The organism is Rhizobium sp. 862_C5_N1_2 (assembly GCF_051811205.1).
GTDB classification, from domain to species: domain Bacteria; phylum Pseudomonadota; class Alphaproteobacteria; order Rhizobiales; family Rhizobiaceae; genus Rhizobium; species Rhizobium leguminosarum.
The window spans coordinates 2296399-2312435 of the sequence record NZ_JBPWPT010000001.1; the positions used below are offsets into that span (position 1 = coordinate 2296399).

Consider the following 16037-nt stretch of genomic DNA (forward strand, 5'->3'; position numbering starts at 1 on the left):
CGATATATCCACCATGCAAACACCCTGCGTTCACGTCTGCTCCCTGGTTTCAGCCACCGGATTCTGCGCCGGATGCGGCCGGACTCTTCAGGAAATCGGCAGCTGGATGAGCTACTCCGACACCGAGCGAAGACGGATCATGGCCCTGCTGCCGGCAAGGCTTGCAGGCGCCGTCAGTGTGTCGAACCACATGAAACCAAGCCTCGCCCGCGGGCCGGAGCGGCCTTTATGATCCGTTTGACCGTCTTCCTCGTCGTGATCGGCATCGGCCTTGCCGTGCTGATCGTCAACAATGACAGCGGCCGCATCCTCGGCCTGCAGAGCGATGACTTCGGACGCGTCGTCTATCTACTGCCGATCGCGCTGATGCTGTCGGCCGGCATCTGGGCGAGCCGGCGCAGCGTCGGCGAAACGATGCGCCAGATGATGATCTGGCTGGTCATCATCCTGGCGCTCGTGACTGTCTATCTCTATCGCCAGGAAGCGCTCGGCGTCGGCAACAGGCTGCTCGCCGGCCTCGTTCCCGGCCACGCCGTCGTCGTCACCACAAGTGAGGGCGGCCAGGAGATCATTCTGCACAAGCTACTGAACGGCCATTTCGAAGCCGATGTCGCGGTCAATGGCCAGACGATCGAGATGCTCGTCGATACCGGCGCCAGCATGGTGGCGCTGTCGCGCGAAGATGCCGAACGGATCGGCATCGACCTCTCCCGCCTCACCTATTCCATGACCGTCATGACCGCCAACGGCCGCGGCCGTGCAGCACCCGTCACCCTCGACCAGGTGGCGATCGGCCCGATCATCCGCAACAATGTCACAGCCAGTGTCGCCGAAGACGGCCGGCTCGACCAGAGCCTGCTTGGCATGAGCTTCCTGGAAACGCTGGGCTCGCTGCAGATGCAGACAGACGAACTCCGCATGCGCGACTAATGCGGCTCCGCCGCTTTACGGCGACAACCGGATCTGGCAGCTTGGGCGCAAGAACAACAAGACCACAAAAAGCAAAAAGAAACTCCTAGTCTGGTGGCACCGCATGTTCGACCGGCCTTCGCCTTGGGCGAGGCCTTGATCCATGGATGCGACAGGAGTTTCGCGATGAACTCACTCTGGCCGATCGTCATCGGCGGCGTTCTGCCCGCCCTGTTCTGGGGCATCACCGCCATCTTCCAGAAGCAGAGCGCCACATCAGCCACCGGCTCCGCCGTCTATCTGATCGCCTTTGGCGCTGCCTGCGCGCTCGCCGGCCTGATCGCAGCACTGATCTGGCGCCCTGCCCCATGGACCGCCGAAGGTCTCGGTTTTGCTGCCACATCAGGCGCCTGCTTTGCCGTCGGCACCGGCCTCATCAGCTTTGCGCTTTTAACTTACGGTGTCCCCGTCTCGAAACTCGCGCCGATCTGGAGCTGCAACGTGCTGGTGACGCTGGCAATCGGCGCCGTCTTTCTCGGCGAAGCCTCCGAGCTCGACACAATGAAGCTCGTCGCCGGCACCCTCCTCATCATCTCGGGCGCCCTTCTCGTCAGCAGCGCCTGACGGGAACGGACGCAGCAGCATAAGATAAGCAGTTCGCCGCCAAATGCTCCTGCGTTGCAGCGTGTTCTACTTTGTTGCTATCCTGCGTTCAAGGCGTCTCGGCGCGCCATACTGGAGCCCGATATGAACCCACGACAATTGAAGACATTCCTCGCAGTGATCCGGCACGAAAATCTCACGCGCGCCGCTGCCGAGGTCAATCTCGCTCAGTCAAGCCTCAGCGACCAGATACAGGCGCTGGAAGAGGAACTGGGCGCGGAACTCTTCCTCCGCTCCCGGCAGGGCGTCGTCCCGACACCCGCAGGTGAGGTCCTCAAGGCTTATGCCGAGGAGATACTGGCCCTGAACGACGAGGCGAAGGCCGCCGTCAGCGCCGCAGCCGGCAGCGCCCGACAGTCCATCACCTTGGGTACGCTCGAAACCATTGCCGCCGAAAGGCTAGCGCCCTGGCTGTCACTCTTTCGCAAGAAGAACCCACGCGTCGGCCTCAAGCTTAAGGTCAACGGCAGCGGCGAATTGCTTGCGCAATTGCAGCACGGCTCGATCGACGTCGCCTTCACCTTCGATCGCGGGCAGCAGGATGAACGCTTCTTGACGCGCCGCATCTGCAGCGAACCGCTGGTGCTGATTGCCGGCCGCGATGCGCAAGCCCGGCCACCGGAAAGCCTCACGGCACTCAGCACCGTGCCCTTCGTCGCCACCGAAACCGGTTGCGTCTACCGTCACCTGTTCGACACCGCCTTTGCCGAAGCACACATTGCAGCACCATCAATCGTCACGGAAGCTGACAGCATCGCGACGATCATCCGACTCGTTGCATCCGGCCCCGGTTATGGCCTCGTGCCGCGCCTTGCGCTCGGCCCGGCCGCCACACGGGGCGACGTCGTCGAACTGCCCTGGCCGGGCAAACCACCCGCAGCCTCGCTGGTGATGATGTGGCGGCGCAGGCGCGTGCAGCCGCCGGCGCTTACCATCCTGCTGCAATCTGCAAGCGAAGAACTCTCGCCGCTCAGATCAGCCGATGCCCGCCTTCGACATGCAGGATAGTGCCTGTCGTGAATCCGTTGCCGATCAGGAAGCGGATCGCATCGGCAATATCATCAGGCCGTCCAACGCGCCCCGCCGGCAGGCGCTGCGCCATCGCGTCAAGCGTCGCCTGCTTGGCGTCGGCGGCGACGAAGCTCCAGATCGGTGTATCCACCCATCCGGGCGACACCGCGTTGATCCGGATCGGCGCTAGTTCGACTGCAAGTGCCCTGACCAGGCCCTCCAGCGCCGCATTGACGGCTGCGACCACCGATCCACGCGCCGCGGGCCGGTAGGCCGCAACACCTGACGTATAGGTGATCGATCCTGAGCGCGGCAAATGGGCGGCACCATATTTCGCCAGCATCAGCGGCCCGTAGAACTTGCTCTCGACCACTCTTTGCGCCGCCGCAAGCTCGATCGAAGGCAGCAGCTGATAGGCTCCACCGATATCGGCCGCCGTGCTGACGATGTGATCGACCGGCCCGCCATTGCGGAACAGCGCCGCGACCTCTTCCTCCCGCGATATGTCGACGGCAATCGTCGCCAGTCCAGGATGGTCACCGAGATCGCGGCGGGCCGCCGCAAGCCTATCTTCGCTGCGTCCTGCGATCGTCACCGCCGCCCCTTCCCCGAGCAAACGCCTCGCCAGCGCCAGCCCCATTCCGGAACTGCCGCCAACAATAATGATCTTCGCGCCTTCGATCCTGATACCCGTCATCTGCCGTCTCCTTCTTGGCTGACGCAGCAGATGCCTCAGGCCGGAGCGGAAGAAAAACGGAAGAAACCGATGACATCATCGAGTTTTCCGATGGTTGTTTCAGAGACGATCAGTTGCGCAGCCGGTAACCGGTCTTGAAGATCCAGGCGAGTGTTCCCAGGCAGATCACCAGGAATACCGTGATCATCGCCAGGCTGATCGCCGGATTGACATCGGCGATCCCGTAAAAGCTCCAGCGGAAGCCGCTGACGAGATAGAGCACCGGATTGAGGTGGCTGACCACCTGCCAGAAGGGCGGCAGCATGCTGACCGAATAGAAGCTCCCGCCGAGGAAGGTCAGCGGCGGCACGACCAGCATGGGAATGAGGTTCAGCTGTTCGAAATTGCCGGCCCAGATGCCGATCATGAAGCCGAACAGGCTGAAGGTGATGGCCGTCAGCAGGAAGAACAGGATCATCATGAAGGGGTGCTCGATCCTGACGTCGACGAAAAGATTGGCGGTCAAGAGAATGATGAAGCCGATCAGCATCCCCTTGGTCGCCGCCGCCCCGACATAACCGAGCAGGATCTCCGTCATCGCCACCGGCGCCGAAAGTACCTCGTATATCGTGCCGGTGAATTTCGGGAAATAAATGCCGAAGGAGCCATTGCTGATGCACTGGCCAAGCAGCGTCAGCATGATCAGGCCGGGTGTAATAAAGGCGCCGTAGGACACGCCCTCCACCTCCTGGATACGTGAACCGACCGCGGCACCGAAGACGATGAAATAAAGCGAGGTTGAGATCACGGGCGAGATGACGCTCTGCAGCAGCGTGCGGCGCGTGCGCGCCATCTCAAAGAAATAGATCGATTTGACCGCCTCGACGTTCATTTGCCCGCTCCCACCAGCGCCACGAAAATATCCTCGAGCGAGCTTTGCCGCGTCGAGAGATCCTTGAAATGAATATTGTTCTCGCCGAGTCGGGTCAGCAGTGCCGCGATGCTTTCCTGCTCGTTGTCAGAATCGAAATCATAGATCAGCCGGCTGCCGTCCGCTTGCAGCGTCAGCCCATTGCCGGCAAAACAATCCGGCAGCCGGCTGAGCGGTTCGGTGAGATCGAGAATGAGCTGCTTGCGACCGAGCTTGGCCATCAGCGCCGCCTTGTCCTCGACGAGCAGCAATTCGCCGCCGTTGATGACGCCGACGCGGTCGGCGATTTCCTCGGCCTCTTCGATATAATGGGTGGTCAGGATGATCGTGACGCCAGAGGCCCTAAGCTCTTCGACGACATGCCACATGTCCTTGCGCAGCGTCACGTCGACGCCGGCAGTCGGCTCGTCAAGGAAAAGAATATCCGGCTCATGCGAGAGCGCCTTGGCGATCAGTACCCGTCGCTTCATGCCGCCGGAGAGTTGGCGCAGCATATTGTCCTTTTTGTCCCAGAGCGAGAGCGCGCGCAGCACCTTCTCGATATGGGCAGGATTGGCCTTCTTGCCGTGCAGACCGCGCGAAAAGCTCACGGTATTGAACACCGTTTCGAACTGATCGGTGGTCAGCTCCTGCGGCACCAGCCCGATCATCCCACGGGTGGCGCGGAAATCCTTCACGACGTCGTGGCCGGCGACCAACACCCGGCCGCCGCTCGGATTGGCGATGCCGCAGATGATCGAGATCAGCGTCGTCTTGCCCGCACCGTTTGGCCCGAGCAGCGCCAGGATCTCACCCTTTTCGACGTCGAGATTGATGCCTTTCAGGGCCTCGAACCCATTGGCATAGGTCTTGGTGAGGTTCTGAACGGAAATGATGGGGGCCATGCGGGACTCTTGCGGATTCTTGGAAGTTACTTCGGCCGCTATATAGTCCCTTTGTAACGCTTTAACATCCTTAAGCCATGAACACTGCATTCACGCTGCTAACACAGTTCGCCCGCTGACCTGCTGACGCGGGCGAAGTAGCCGGCATCGGGTTTTCGCGAAAGAAAGGCAGCGCCGGCTTCGGATGTCATCATCCGGTGATATTCATGCCCGATAAGGGAGCCGAGGCCAGCACCGGCATCCGCCCCGCCGCCCACCCCTTTGCGGAGCCGTCTCCGGGTGTTCTCGTTGCGCCCCTTTTTCGCTGCCTCGGCATGTAGTCAAAGTTATTGTTCAGTCACGAAGTGCTTGGAACCGGCCAGTATCCCCTGTTCAGCCGCGTTCCGTCTTAGCCGGCCTTGTGCCGGCTTTCTTTTTACGTGCCTCTTCTCCGCTCCTCGCTCTTTGCGTGATCCACTGCGGATGAAAGCGACCAAGGGTGCACCCCTTACAGCTCGTCGTAATTGAACCAGTCGAAATCCGCGGCCTTCGCCCGGCCCGACGTATCGAAAGCGAATACGCCAGCGAAGGCGCCGGTGAAGGAACCGTGTTCGCCGCGTCCGCCCTCGTCGGAAATCACGCCGGCGTCAAGGATCGGGCCGATCGGCTGCCAGGCGCCCTTGCCTTCTGTCTGCCAGAAGAATTGCAGGTCGTTCTCGCGGATTTCCATGGCGAGCTGGACGCGGCCCTCGGCGGCGATCGAAACCCCGCTGTCGGCGGGAAAACTGAGGCGTCCGTTCGGGTAATCGCCGTTGCAGGAGAGGATCGTCACGCAGCGGCCGAGTGTTTCGTGCAGCGTCACAGCAACCGCGTGGAACTTGTGACGGTTGTAGTAATGCGTCAGCCCCGCCACCTGCTGATAGGTGTCAGGCGAGAACTCGATCACGGTCTCGGCGCGGAAACTGTGGTGTTCCTGGCGGCGGGCGACCAGCGACTGTTCGAACCAGGAGCCGATGCTTTCGCGCGCAATCAGGCGCAGATGGCCGGGACGATCCGTCAGGTTAAAGATGCGCTTGGGCTCGGGCGTGCGCAGCCACTGGAAATCGGCAGGCAATGTGCCGCCGTCGAAGTTGTATTCGCTGCGCATCGGCTTTTCCACGGGATCCGCGCCAAAGAGGCCCGGCACATCGACATCCGGCACCGAGGTGCCGTTTTCAAGATAGAGCCAGTCATCGTCGCGCCAAACGCATTTCTGTAAGGATGTCTCGCGCCCCAGCGTGCAGCGCCGTTTCGGCGGTAGTGGCCGGCCGCAGAGATGGGTGTGATAGGCCTCGCCCTCCGGCGTCTCGACATATTGGCCATGCCCTGCTCGCTGCAGCACTGCGCCCGGATGATCCTTGGAGGTGATGAGATGCATGTTCGGATGCATCTCATAGGGTCCGTCGATCTTTCGCGACCGCGCCATGGTGACGGCATGGTCGTAGCCGGTGCCGCCCTCGGCGGTGGTCAGATAATACCAGCCATTGCGCTTGAAGAGATGCGGGCCCTCGACGAGGCCGAGCGGGCTGCCTGCGAAGATATTCTTGATCGGCCCCTTCAGCGCCTTTGCCGCCGGATCCCATTCCTGCAGCAGGATGCCGTCGAAGGCCGGCGATTTCGGCGAGCCGCCATAGCTTTCGGTGCGGTGGTTCCACTGCATGTTGACGAACCACTTGCGGCCGTCATCGTCATGGAAGAGCGAGGGATCGAAGCCGGAGGAATTGACGTAGACCGGCTCGGACCAATCGGCCTCGATCGTAGGTGCCGTGACGATGTAGTTCGGCGCATCCTTGAAATTGCCGTCGTAACGCTTGACGTCGGTATAGACCAGCCAGAACTGCCCGTCGGCATAGGACAGGCACGGCGCCCAGATGCCGCAGCTATCCGGATTGCCGCGCATGTCGAGCTGCGATCTCCGCTCTAGCGGCCGGCGCACCAGTGTCCAATTCACCAGGTCCCGCGAATGGTGGATCTGCACGCCGGGATACCATTCGAAGGTCGAGGTGGCGATGTAATAATCCGCGCCGACGCGGCAGATCGACGGATCGGGGTTAAACCCGGGCAAGATGGGATTGCGGATCATGACAGGGTCTCCTCCGACCGGCGGTGCTTTTTGCTGTACGTACATCAGATTATAGCAGAAAAAGGCCCGGAAGACTTGCCTCCGGGCCTGACGTGACTATTCGCGTTCGGCGGACTTGGCCCAGAGGTTGATGTCGGCCTCGCGGGCATAGACGTCGATCTCGGCAAGCTCCTCGACACTGAATTCGAGATTGTCGAGCGCCTTGACGCAATCGACGATCTGCGACGAGCGGCTGGCGCCGATCAGCGCCGAGGTCACGCGGCCGCCGCGCAGTACCCAGGCGATCGCCATCTGCGCCAGCGTCTGGCCGCGCCTTTCGGCGATCTCGTTGAGCTTGCGGATATTGTCGATGATCGAGGGGCGGATGTAGTCGCGCTTGAGAAAGTGGTTCTGCGCCGCGCGGCTGTCTTCGGGAATGCCACCGAGATATTTCGTCGTCAGCATGCCCTGGGCAAGCGGCGAGAAAACGATCGAGCCCATGCCGACCTCATCCAGCGTATCGAGCAGCCTGTCGTCCTCGACCCAGCGGTTGAGCATCGAATAGCTCGGCTGGTGAATCAGGCACGGTGTGCCGAGTTCCCCAAGGATCTTTGCGGCTTCGCGCGAGCGCTGCGAATTATAGGAGGAAATGCCGACATAGAGTGCCCGGCCGGAACGGACGATATGATCGAGCGCGCCGCAGGTCTCTTCCAATGGTGTTTCCGGGTCGAAGCGGTGCGAATAGAAGATATCGACATAATCGAGGCCCATGCGCTTCAGGCTTTGGTCGCAGGAGGCGATCAGGTATTTGCGGCTGCCCCATTCGCCATAGGGTCCCGGCCACATGTCGTAGCCGGCTTTGGAGGAGATGATCAGCTCGTCGCGAAGCCCAGCGAATTCGGTGCGCAGGATCTCGCCAAAGGCAGTTTCTGCACTGCCGGGCGGCGGGCCGTAATTGTTGGCGAGGTCGAAATGGGTGATGCCGAGGTCGAAGGCCGTGCGGCACATGTCGATCTTGCGGTCATGCGGCGTGTCCCCGCCGAAATTGTGCCAGAGGCCGAGGGAGACGGCCGGCAGCTTCAGACCGGAACGGCCCGTGCGGTTATATTTCATTTTCCAATAGCGGTCTGCGGCTGGTTGCCAGCTCATAAGACTCTCCTTGCTAAAATATCTACACAGTCGTCATGCTCGCCTTGTGTCGAGCATCTGCCGCCCTGCCTGTAGATCCTCGGCACAAGGCCGAGGATAACGACTTTGACGGTGTCTCGCGGTCCAACGAGATACAGGCATTCTTCCTGTTACTTCAAGAGCGCCTGCGCTTCTTCGATGCCGAGGGCGGCCGGTTGCGTGCAGGTCGTCGTCAGGTCAATGAAACGGCCCTCCTCGCCCGATTTCAGGATCGAGGTCATGACGTCGACGCCGTGCAGCGTGCGGTCGAGCGAGCAGCGCGCATCGCGCCCCTCGATCAGCGCCATCACCATGTCGGCAAGGCCGGCGGTGCGGTAGTTGGCGCGCGCGCCGTTCGGGTTTTCCTGGTTGATCTTGCCGAACGGATGCTCCCAAGTCTCCAGCGGCTTGATGTCCTTGTCGCGGCCGCTGGCCTCGACGACGCCGCCGAAGAAGTTCGGGTCCGGTACGTAGAGCGAGCCATCGGTGCCGTAGAGCTCCATGTTGGCATGGCGGTGCGACCACACATCCCAGCTCGCCGTCAGCGTCACCGTGGCGCCGTTGACGAATTCGAGCAGCGCCTGGATCGTCGTCGGCGTCTTGACCGGGATGATCTCGCCATTGCGCGGCTCGCTGGTGATCGTGCGGGTGGGCGACGCCATCGAGGTCATGCCGCCGACACGTTTGACCGGGCCGATCAGATTGATCAGATTAGCGATGTAATAGGGGCCGAGATCGAGGATCGGGCCGCCGCCCGGCAGGAAGAAGAAATCCGGGTTCGGATGCCACATCTCCATGCCGGGGCTCATGACGTAGCAGGCGCCCGAGGTCACCCGGCCGATGCCGCCGTCATCGATGAACTTGCGGGCGAGTTGATGGGCGCCGCCGAGGAAAGTGTCGGGCGCGCAGCCGACGGCAAGGTTCTTCTGCTTGGCGATGCGGCGAAGCTCCTCGCCCTCTTCGAGCGAAAGCACCAGCGGCTTTTCGGAATAGACGTGTTTTCCGGCCTCGAGGATCGCCTTCGATACCCGGAAATGCGCATCCGGGATCGTCAGGTTGACGACAACGTCGATCTCGTCATTGACGAGAAGCGCGTCGATCGTCTGCGCTTTGACGCCATATTCCTCGGCCCGCGCCTCGGCCGCCTGCGCGTTGATATCGGCGCAGGCCAGCACCTTCAGCCCCTTGAAGAGCGGTGCCAGCGAGAAGTAAGTGGTGGAGATGTTGCCGCATCCGATGATGCCGACGCCAAGTTCCCTGGTCATGATGAAGCCTCAGTAGGTCTGGAAGGATGCGATCGAGCGGCTGATATTGCGGTCGATGTCATTCGGGTTATCGTGTTCGACGACGTAGTGCTTGGCCTTGGTGGCGCGCAACGCCGTCATCAGCCTGGCCCACTCGACCTTGCCGTGACCGACATCTGCCCAGCCGCTCTCATCCGTCGCCTCGCCGGCCGGTGCGATGTCCTTGACATGGACCGCGGTGATGCGCGGTCCGAGCTTCTCGATCCAGGCGAAGGGATCGGCGCCGCCGCGGATAACCCAGGCGATATCCGCCTCCCAGGAAATGTCGGGCGCGCCTTCGAAGATGTGCTCGATCGGCCGCGAGCCATCCTGCAGCTTGAAGAATTCGAAATCATGATTGTGCCAGCCGAATTCGTAGCCGGCAGCCTTGTAGGGCTTGCTGATCTCCTGCAGGCGTTTGCCGAAGGCGGCCCAGCCGGCAGCGTCGGACGGGCGTTCCTCGGCCGCCAGATGCGGCGCATAAATCGAATCCATGCCGAGGATCTTGGCAATGTTCAGCGACTTCTCAACCTCCTTCTCGAGGAAGTCGGGGCTGAAATGGCCGCTCGCCATAACCAGGCCATTCTTGTCGAGCTCAGCGCGAAGGCTCTTCAGCCCGGCATCGTCGAGATCGGCATAGATACCGCCGAAGCCCTCGACTTCGGCATAGCCTGATTTGCCAAGTTTTTCGAAAATCGCCGAATAAGGCTGGAAGTTGCGGGCGCTATAGAGCTGGTAGCTGAGTTTCGTCATTATGTTCTCCTTGGGCCTCGTGCCCATTCTTGCAAGATCAATCCGCCGACTGGCAGGAATACAGGTCGTAGAATCGGAACTCCGGAAGCGCGCCACGATCAAGCGGCCGTGCCGGGGTAAAGGTGATGCGGCGGCTCTCGCCGGCCGCGAGATCGAAGGCATTGTCGGAATATTTTCCGTCCGTCTCGGTCTCGATCATCACGAAGAGCGCAAGTCCCCTAGCGGTGACGTTGATGTCCACGGAGCCATTCTCCTCGACATATTCGTGGGTGACAGCAAGCCCCGCGGGCTCCAGCTCCAGCGCCTTGTAGGTACCGTTGACGTAATGCCCCTCGCCGCCCGTGCCGTTCGACGCGGTGAAGTGCCAGGCAAGCAGCGTTCCCTCGGGAATATCGGAAACGTCGATGCTCGCGGCAGTGACGGCCGCATCCGGCGAACACACGGCCTGCACGTCCTTCAGGTGCCGGCGTTCGCCCTTTACCGTCAGGATCGAGACTGCAAGATCAACGCTGACATCGGCAAGCGTGTCGTTGACCAGCGAGAAGCGGATCGTCTTTCCGTCATCGGAAGGAATGGCAGCGACCGCGACCGGTTGGAAGAAGCGCTTGACGAGATAGTGCATCGCCTTCCAGCGGCCGCCATAGTCGAGGCTCGACCAGGAGGCGACCGGCCAGGTGTCGTTGAGCTGCCAGTAGATCGTGCCCATGCAATGGGGTTTGAGCGACCGCCAGTATTCCACCGCCGTCTTGATCGCCAGCCCCTGCTGGATCTGGGAGAGATAGACGAAGTTCGGAAAATCCTTGGGGAAGCGAAAATAGCGGAACATCGTGCCGGCGATGCGCTCGTTACCGCCGGCATTCTTCTGGTGCAGCTCCATGACGGGGGAAGCGACGTTCATGTCCTTCTCCTCGGCATAGGTCCTGATCACAGGCAGCGACGTATAGGACTGGAAGCCGAATTCCGAGCAGAAGCGCGGACGCACCGAACGGTAATTGTCGAACGACTTGTTCTCGTGCCAGACCGACCAGTAGTGCATGTCGCCGGACCCGTCCGCATGCCAGGCATCGCCGAAATCGAGATAGCCGGACGCCGGGCTCGACGGCCACCAGAGCGCGCCGGGCAACGCCTTTTTCACCGCCTGCTCGATCGTGCGGTTGAGGCGATCATAGGAGACGAGATAACGGTCGCGGTCCTTGCGGGATTCCTCGAACCAGGTGAGCGCCCCGACCAGCTCGTTGTCGCCGCACCAGAGCACGATCGAGGGATGCGAGGAGAGCCGGCGCACCTGGTAATCGACCTCGATCGTTATATTGTCGAGGAAGTCCTCGGTCGAGGGATAGAGGTTGCAAGCGAACATGAAGTCCTGCCAGACCATGAGGCCAAGCCGGTCGCAGAGATCGTAGAAATGATCCTGCTCGTAGAAGCCGCCGCCCCAGACGCGGATCATGTTCATATTGGCGGCTTTGGCCGATTGCAGCAGGTCCTCGGTCTTCTCGGGCGAAGACAGCGAAAATAGCGCGTCGGCCGGGATCCAGTTGGCGCCGCGGCAGAAGATCTCGCGGCCGTTGACCTTGAAAGCGAAGCGGCTGCCTGATGCATCCGGCGTGGTGATCAGTTCGATGGTGCGAAGACCGATCTGCTTGTTCACCTCATCCGTCGGCAATTCGACGGATAGTCTGTAGAGCGCCTGCTCACCGCTGCCAGACGGCCACCAGAGGCGTGGATTGTCGATATGGAAGAGATGGTTGACATGGGTCTCGCCATTGACGCCGACATCCAGGCGCACGCGCTCGCCGTCGAGCTCGAAATAGACCTGGGCAATGTCCGGCCCCTTGGAAAACAGCGTCGCCGTCACTTTGAGATCGACCGAACCGTCATTATTGTGGGTCTGGCGGCTGACGACGTGTTCGATGCGCGCCGTTTCGAGCTTTTTCAGCGCGATCGTCCCGTAAAGGCCGAGCGGCGCAATGGCGATGTTCCAGTCCCAGCCGAAATGGCATTGCGGCTTGCGCAACATGTTGCCGTCGGGGATTGGCGAATTTCCGGTGCTGTAGGGAATGTAGAAGGGCTGCTGCTTCTGCCGCGCAGCAGCAACAGCGATGCTGGACGCAAAGACGATGCGGATGCTGTTGTCGCCTGATTTCAGCATGCTGGAGATATCGGGCCGGTGGCGGCGGAAGCTATTATCGGCTTCGAGCGCCAGGAAGCCGTTGACGTGGACGCTGGCGACCGTGTCGAGATAGTCGATATCGAGATACCAGTCGCCTTCGACCTCAGGAAGCGTGAAGCTGCGCTCGACCGCCCATTCGCGCTCGGCGACCCACTGCACCTTTTCCTCGTTGCGGCCGAAATAGGGATCGGGGATCAGTCCTGCCCGGTGGAGCGCGGTGTGCACGTCGCCCGGCAAGATGATTGTAGTGCGGATCTCGCCATCGACAGAGGCAAGCTGCCACGAACCGGAAAGGTCGATGTTGAAACCGTTCTTCGGCAAGGATGTCATAGTCGTATCCCGATCGGGCCGCTCCTGGGACGCCGGACAAGCCGGACCGCGGCCGAATTTGGCTGGCCTGATGGCCGATTGGAGGTAGGGCGGCGCCATTTCGGCCCCGCCCGCAGAGTTCTCTAGAGACGCAGCTCGCTTTCGGCATCGAAGACCGAGGCGACCGTCATGTCGAAGCTGAGCTTCACCTTGGCTCCGACGTTGAAGCGGCGTGCGCCGTTGACACGTACCGACATCGTGTGACCGGCATGTTTCAGCCACAGCAGATTGTCCGCGCCCATCGGCTCCTCGATATCGACGGTGGCGTCATGTTCTTCGCCGCCGGTATTCTCGTTGACCTTGATGTGTTCTGGACGGACGCCGAGCACCACTTTGCGGCCGGGCTGCAACGTCTCGCTGGCGTCGTAGGCAGCGAGCGAGAAAATGACGCCGTTGGCAAAAAAGGCAATGCTGTCGCCTGATTTGACCAGCTCGCCATGCAGGAAGTTCATCGACGGCGAACCGATGAAGCCGGCGACGAACAGATTGCGCGGCCTGTTGTAGATCGTCGTCGGATCGTCGAGCTGCTGGATGATGCCGCTCTTCATGATGGCGATGCGGTCGGCAAGCGTCAGCGCCTCGATCTGGTCGTGGGTGACGTAGATCATCGTGTTCTTCAGCGACTGGTGCAGGCGCTTGATCTCAACGCGCAACTCCGAGCGGAGTTTGGCGTCGAGGTTGGACAGCGGCTCATCGAACAGGAAGACGTCGACGTCGCGCACCAGTGCCCGGCCGATCGCCACGCGCTGGCGCTGGCCGCCGGAAAGCTCGGCCGGCTTGCGCTTCAGGAGCGGCTGAATCTGCAGGATTTCGGAGGCGCGCGCCACCCGCTTGTCGATCTCAGCCTGCGGCACCTTGGCGACGCGAAGACCGAAGGACAGGTTCTTCTCGACGGTCATCTGCGGATAGAGCGCATAGGACTGGAACACCATGCCGATGCCGCGGTCCTTAGGCTCTTCCCAGGTAACGTTCTTGCCCTTGATGAAGATCTGCCCTTCCGACGCATCGAGCAGGCCGGCGATGCAATTCAGCAAGGTCGACTTGCCGCAGCCGGACGAGCCGAGCAGCACGAGGAATTCGCCGTCGTTGATGTCGAGGTTGAGATCCTTCAGCACGCTCACCGCACCGAAGTTCAGGGACAGATCCTTGATGGAAACGCTTGCATTCATATTCATGAGATCAACCCTTCACTGCGCCGGCGGCGATGCCGCGGACGAAAAGCCGTCCCGACACGAAGTAGACGATGAGCGGCACGAGACCCGTCAGGATCGTTGCCGCCATGTTGACGTTGTATTCCTTCACGCCCTGGACGGAATTGACGATGTTGTTGAGCTGCACGGTCATCGGATAGGTATCCGGCCGGGTGAAGACCACGCCGAACAGGAAGTCGTTCCAGATGCCGGTCACCTGCAGGATCATCGCGACTACGAAGATCGGCAGCGACATCGGCAGCATGATGCGCAGGAAGATCTGCCAGAAGCCCGCCCCGTCGACACGCGCCGCCTTGAACAGTTCCTCCGGCAGCGACACGAAATAATTGCGGAAGAGCAGCGTCAGGATCGGCATGCCGAAGATCGAATGCACGATCACGAGGCCACTCAGCGTGCCGTAGATGCCGATTTCGCGCAGGATGATGACGATCGGATAGATCATCACCTGATAGGGAATGAATGCGCCGATGATCAGGATCGAGAAGAAAAGCTCAGATCCTCTGAAGCGCCAGTTCGCCAGCGCGTAGCCGTTCACCGAGGCGATCGCGATCGAGATGATGACCGATGGCACCGTGATGCGCACCGAATTCCAGAAACCGCGCGACAGGCCATCGCAGTTGAGCCCGGTACAAGCCTGCGCCCAGGCTTTCACCCAGGGCTCGAAGGTGATCTCTACCGGCGGCGAAAAGATGTTGCCGAGCCGGATCTCGGGCATACCCTTCAGCGACGTCACCACCATCACGTAGAGCGGCAACAGATAGTAGAGCGCTGCAATGATAAGCGTGCCGTAGAGCATGATGTTGCGCGCCGACACCGCCGGGCGCGGCCTGGGGCCGCTGGGGCCTTCGGCGAGTTTAGGCGCGACGGCGTCGATGCCGGCAGCGATGGTGTTGAGAGTTCCTACATCAGCCACGCTTGCGCCCTCCGCCGAATTCCAGATAGGCCCACGGAACGATAATGATCGCGACTGTGACGAGCATCATGGTCGAGGCAGCAAAGCCCTGCCCCAGGTTCTGCGCCTGGAACATGTAATCGTAGACATATTTCGCCGGCACTTCCGAGGAGATGCCCGGTCCGCCCGATGTCTGCGCGACCACGAGGTCGTAGACCTTGACGATGCCGGAGGCGATGATCACGATCGTCGTGATAAAGACCGGCCGCATCATCGGGATCACGATGAAGAGATAGGTCCTCCACATCGGAATGCCGTCCACGCGCGCCGCTTTCCAGATGTCCTCGTCGATCCCACGCAGGCCGGCAAGCATCAGGCACATGACGAGGCCCGTTCCCTGCCACAGCGCCGCGATCAGAATGCCGTAGATGACGATTTCAGGCGTATAGAGCGGATTGAAGGTGAAACTCGTCCACCCCATCGAGCGCACCACAGCCTGAATGCCGAAATCGGGGTTCAGAACCCATTGCCAGACGAGGCCCGTCACGATGAAGGACAGCGCGAAGGGATAAAGAAAGATGGTGCGGAAAGTGTTTTCGAAACGGATCTTCTGGTCCATCAGCGCCGCGAGCATGAAACCGATGACCAGGCTGAAAATCAGCGAGAGGATACCGTAGACAGCCAGATTCTCGATCGCCGTCACCCAGCGGGGTGCCGCCCAGAGGCGCTGGTACTGATCGAAGCCGACAAAGCTCAACCGCGGAAGGAGCTTGGAATTGGTGAATGAATAAAAGACCGTCCAAAACGTGCCGCCGACAAAGATCACCAGCGCCGTCAGGATCATCGGAATGGACGCAATCTTGGCATTCAGATTGCGCAGTAACTTATTTGGCCGGCCTGCTCGCGCTTGACCCGTCATGAATACTTCTCCTCAAATCGCAGCTGCGACCAGTGACAGATCGGCAAGGCGCCGCCTGTCGTCTCCACCTCTGAAACCTGCTGAAGATACCAGAGAGACGCCGCCGCCCGCCGGACCAT

The 16037-nt window shown here is 61.1% G+C and carries 15 protein-coding genes; 4 read left to right on the forward strand and 11 right to left on the reverse strand.

What is annotated here, in order from left to right; translation table 11 throughout:
- Positions 1-13: 13 nt before the first annotated feature.
- The 4 genes from ACD590_RS11585 (at position 14) to ACD590_RS11600 (ending at position 2580) form a co-directional block, all read left to right on the forward strand.
- Entirely contained in the window at positions 14-232 is a 219-nt protein-coding gene (locus ACD590_RS11585) for a DUF1289 domain-containing protein (protein ID WP_018242352.1), read from the forward strand.
- Positions 229-930: a TIGR02281 family clan AA aspartic protease gene (locus ACD590_RS11590; RefSeq protein WP_003560075.1), complete on the forward strand. Its 702-nt coding sequence runs from the start codon at positions 229-231 to the stop codon at positions 928-930. Before ACD590_RS11585 ends, ACD590_RS11590 begins: the two co-directional genes overlap by 4 nt.
- A gap of 165 nt (positions 931-1095) precedes the next feature.
- Positions 1096-1533 carry an EamA family transporter gene (locus ACD590_RS11595; protein ID WP_439002588.1) on the forward strand — a complete coding sequence of 146 codons (438 nt, stop codon included), beginning with the start codon at positions 1096-1098 and terminating at the stop codon, positions 1531-1533.
- 123 nt (positions 1534-1656) lie between these two features.
- Entirely contained in the window at positions 1657-2580 is a 924-nt protein-coding gene (locus ACD590_RS11600) for a LysR family transcriptional regulator (RefSeq protein ID WP_439002589.1), read from the forward strand.
- Here the strand turns inward: ACD590_RS11600 and ACD590_RS11605 are convergent.
- The 11 genes from ACD590_RS11605 to ACD590_RS11655 form a co-directional block, all read right to left on the reverse strand.
- A complete protein-coding gene (locus ACD590_RS11605) occupies positions 2543-3280 on the reverse strand; it encodes an SDR family oxidoreductase (protein ID WP_439002590.1) in 738 nt (245 codons plus the stop codon). The two genes, ACD590_RS11600 and ACD590_RS11605, sit on opposite strands and share 38 nt — an antisense overlap.
- A gap of 109 nt (positions 3281-3389) precedes the next feature.
- A complete protein-coding gene (locus ACD590_RS11610; RefSeq protein WP_018242356.1) occupies positions 3390-4151 on the reverse strand; it encodes an ABC transporter permease in 762 nt (253 codons plus the stop codon).
- The gene (locus ACD590_RS11615; RefSeq protein ID WP_027684383.1) at positions 4148-5074 is read right to left on the reverse strand and encodes an ABC transporter ATP-binding protein; all 927 of its coding nucleotides are present in this window, start codon (positions 5072-5074) and stop codon (positions 4148-4150) included. The genes ACD590_RS11610 and ACD590_RS11615 overlap by 4 nt, the downstream gene beginning before the upstream one ends.
- Before the next feature lie 487 nt (positions 5075-5561).
- Positions 5562-7175, reverse strand: a complete 1614-nt coding sequence (locus ACD590_RS11620; protein WP_439002591.1) for a glycoside hydrolase family 43 protein — start codon at positions 7173-7175, stop codon at positions 5562-5564.
- A 96-nt stretch (positions 7176-7271) separates the two neighbouring features.
- The gene (gene mgrA / locus ACD590_RS11625; protein ID WP_439002592.1) at positions 7272-8303 is read right to left on the reverse strand and encodes an L-glyceraldehyde 3-phosphate reductase; all 1032 of its coding nucleotides are present in this window, start codon (positions 8301-8303) and stop codon (positions 7272-7274) included.
- Between the two features lie 149 nt (positions 8304-8452).
- A complete protein-coding gene (locus tag ACD590_RS11630) occupies positions 8453-9586 on the reverse strand; it encodes a Gfo/Idh/MocA family protein (RefSeq protein ID WP_439020861.1) in 1134 nt (377 codons plus the stop codon).
- Between the two features lie 9 nt (positions 9587-9595).
- Positions 9596-10357 (reverse strand): sugar phosphate isomerase/epimerase family protein, encoded by a 762-nt coding sequence (locus tag ACD590_RS11635; RefSeq protein WP_018242361.1) that lies wholly within the window; start codon positions 10355-10357, stop codon positions 9596-9598.
- 37 nt (positions 10358-10394) lie between these two features.
- Entirely contained in the window at positions 10395-12857 is a 2463-nt protein-coding gene (locus ACD590_RS11640; protein WP_439002594.1) for a beta-mannosidase, read from the reverse strand.
- Positions 12858-12979: 122 nt separating this feature from the next.
- Complete coding sequence (locus ACD590_RS11645) at positions 12980-14071, reverse strand: ABC transporter ATP-binding protein (protein WP_439002595.1); 1092 nt, start codon at positions 14069-14071, stop codon at positions 12980-12982.
- Positions 14072-14075: 4 nt separating this feature from the next.
- Positions 14076-15020: a carbohydrate ABC transporter permease gene (locus tag ACD590_RS11650; protein WP_439002596.1), complete on the reverse strand. Its 945-nt coding sequence runs from the start codon at positions 15018-15020 to the stop codon at positions 14076-14078.
- The gene (locus tag ACD590_RS11655; RefSeq protein WP_018242364.1) at positions 15013-15918 is read right to left on the reverse strand and encodes a carbohydrate ABC transporter permease; all 906 of its coding nucleotides are present in this window, start codon (positions 15916-15918) and stop codon (positions 15013-15015) included. Before ACD590_RS11655 ends, ACD590_RS11650 begins: the two co-directional genes overlap by 8 nt.
- Between the last annotated feature and the right edge of the window lie 119 nt (positions 15919-16037).

Excerpts from the sequence above, each read along its gene's own strand:
- ACD590_RS11585 (WP_018242352.1), top strand. The coding sequence starts at position 14 with ATGCAAACACCCTGCGTTCACGTCTGCTCCCTGGTTTCAGCCACCGGA.
- ACD590_RS11600 (WP_439002589.1), top strand. The coding sequence starts at position 1,657 with ATGAACCCACGACAATTGAAGACATTCCTCGCAGTGATCCGGCACGAA.
- ACD590_RS11615 (WP_027684383.1), bottom strand. The coding sequence starts at position 5,074 with ATGGCCCCCATCATTTCCGTTCAGAACCTCACCAAGACCTATGCCAAT.
- ACD590_RS11605 (WP_439002590.1), bottom strand. The coding sequence starts at position 3,280 with ATGACGGGTATCAGGATCGAAGGCGCGAAGATCATTATTGTTGGCGGC.
- ACD590_RS11595 (WP_439002588.1), top strand. The coding sequence starts at position 1,096 with ATGAACTCACTCTGGCCGATCGTCATCGGCGGCGTTCTGCCCGCCCTG.
- ACD590_RS11590 (WP_003560075.1), top strand. The coding sequence starts at position 229 with ATGATCCGTTTGACCGTCTTCCTCGTCGTGATCGGCATCGGCCTTGCC.
- mgrA (WP_439002592.1), bottom strand. The coding sequence starts at position 8,303 with ATGAGCTGGCAACCAGCCGCAGACCGCTATTGGAAAATGAAATATAAC.
- ACD590_RS11610 (WP_018242356.1), bottom strand. The coding sequence starts at position 4,151 with ATGAACGTCGAGGCGGTCAAATCGATCTATTTCTTTGAGATGGCGCGC.
- ACD590_RS11635 (WP_018242361.1), bottom strand. The coding sequence starts at position 10,357 with ATGACGAAACTCAGCTACCAGCTCTATAGCGCCCGCAACTTCCAGCCT.
- ACD590_RS11640 (WP_439002594.1), bottom strand. The coding sequence starts at position 12,857 with ATGACATCCTTGCCGAAGAACGGTTTCAACATCGACCTTTCCGGTTCG.
- ACD590_RS11620 (WP_439002591.1), bottom strand. The coding sequence starts at position 7,175 with ATGATCCGCAATCCCATCTTGCCCGGGTTTAACCCCGATCCGTCGATC.
- ACD590_RS11645 (WP_439002595.1), bottom strand. The coding sequence starts at position 14,071 with ATGAATATGAATGCAAGCGTTTCCATCAAGGATCTGTCCCTGAACTTC.
- ACD590_RS11630 (WP_439020861.1), bottom strand. The coding sequence starts at position 9,586 with ATGACCAGGGAACTTGGCGTCGGCATCATCGGATGCGGCAACATCTCC.
- ACD590_RS11655 (WP_018242364.1), bottom strand. The coding sequence starts at position 15,918 with ATGACGGGTCAAGCGCGAGCAGGCCGGCCAAATAAGTTACTGCGCAAT.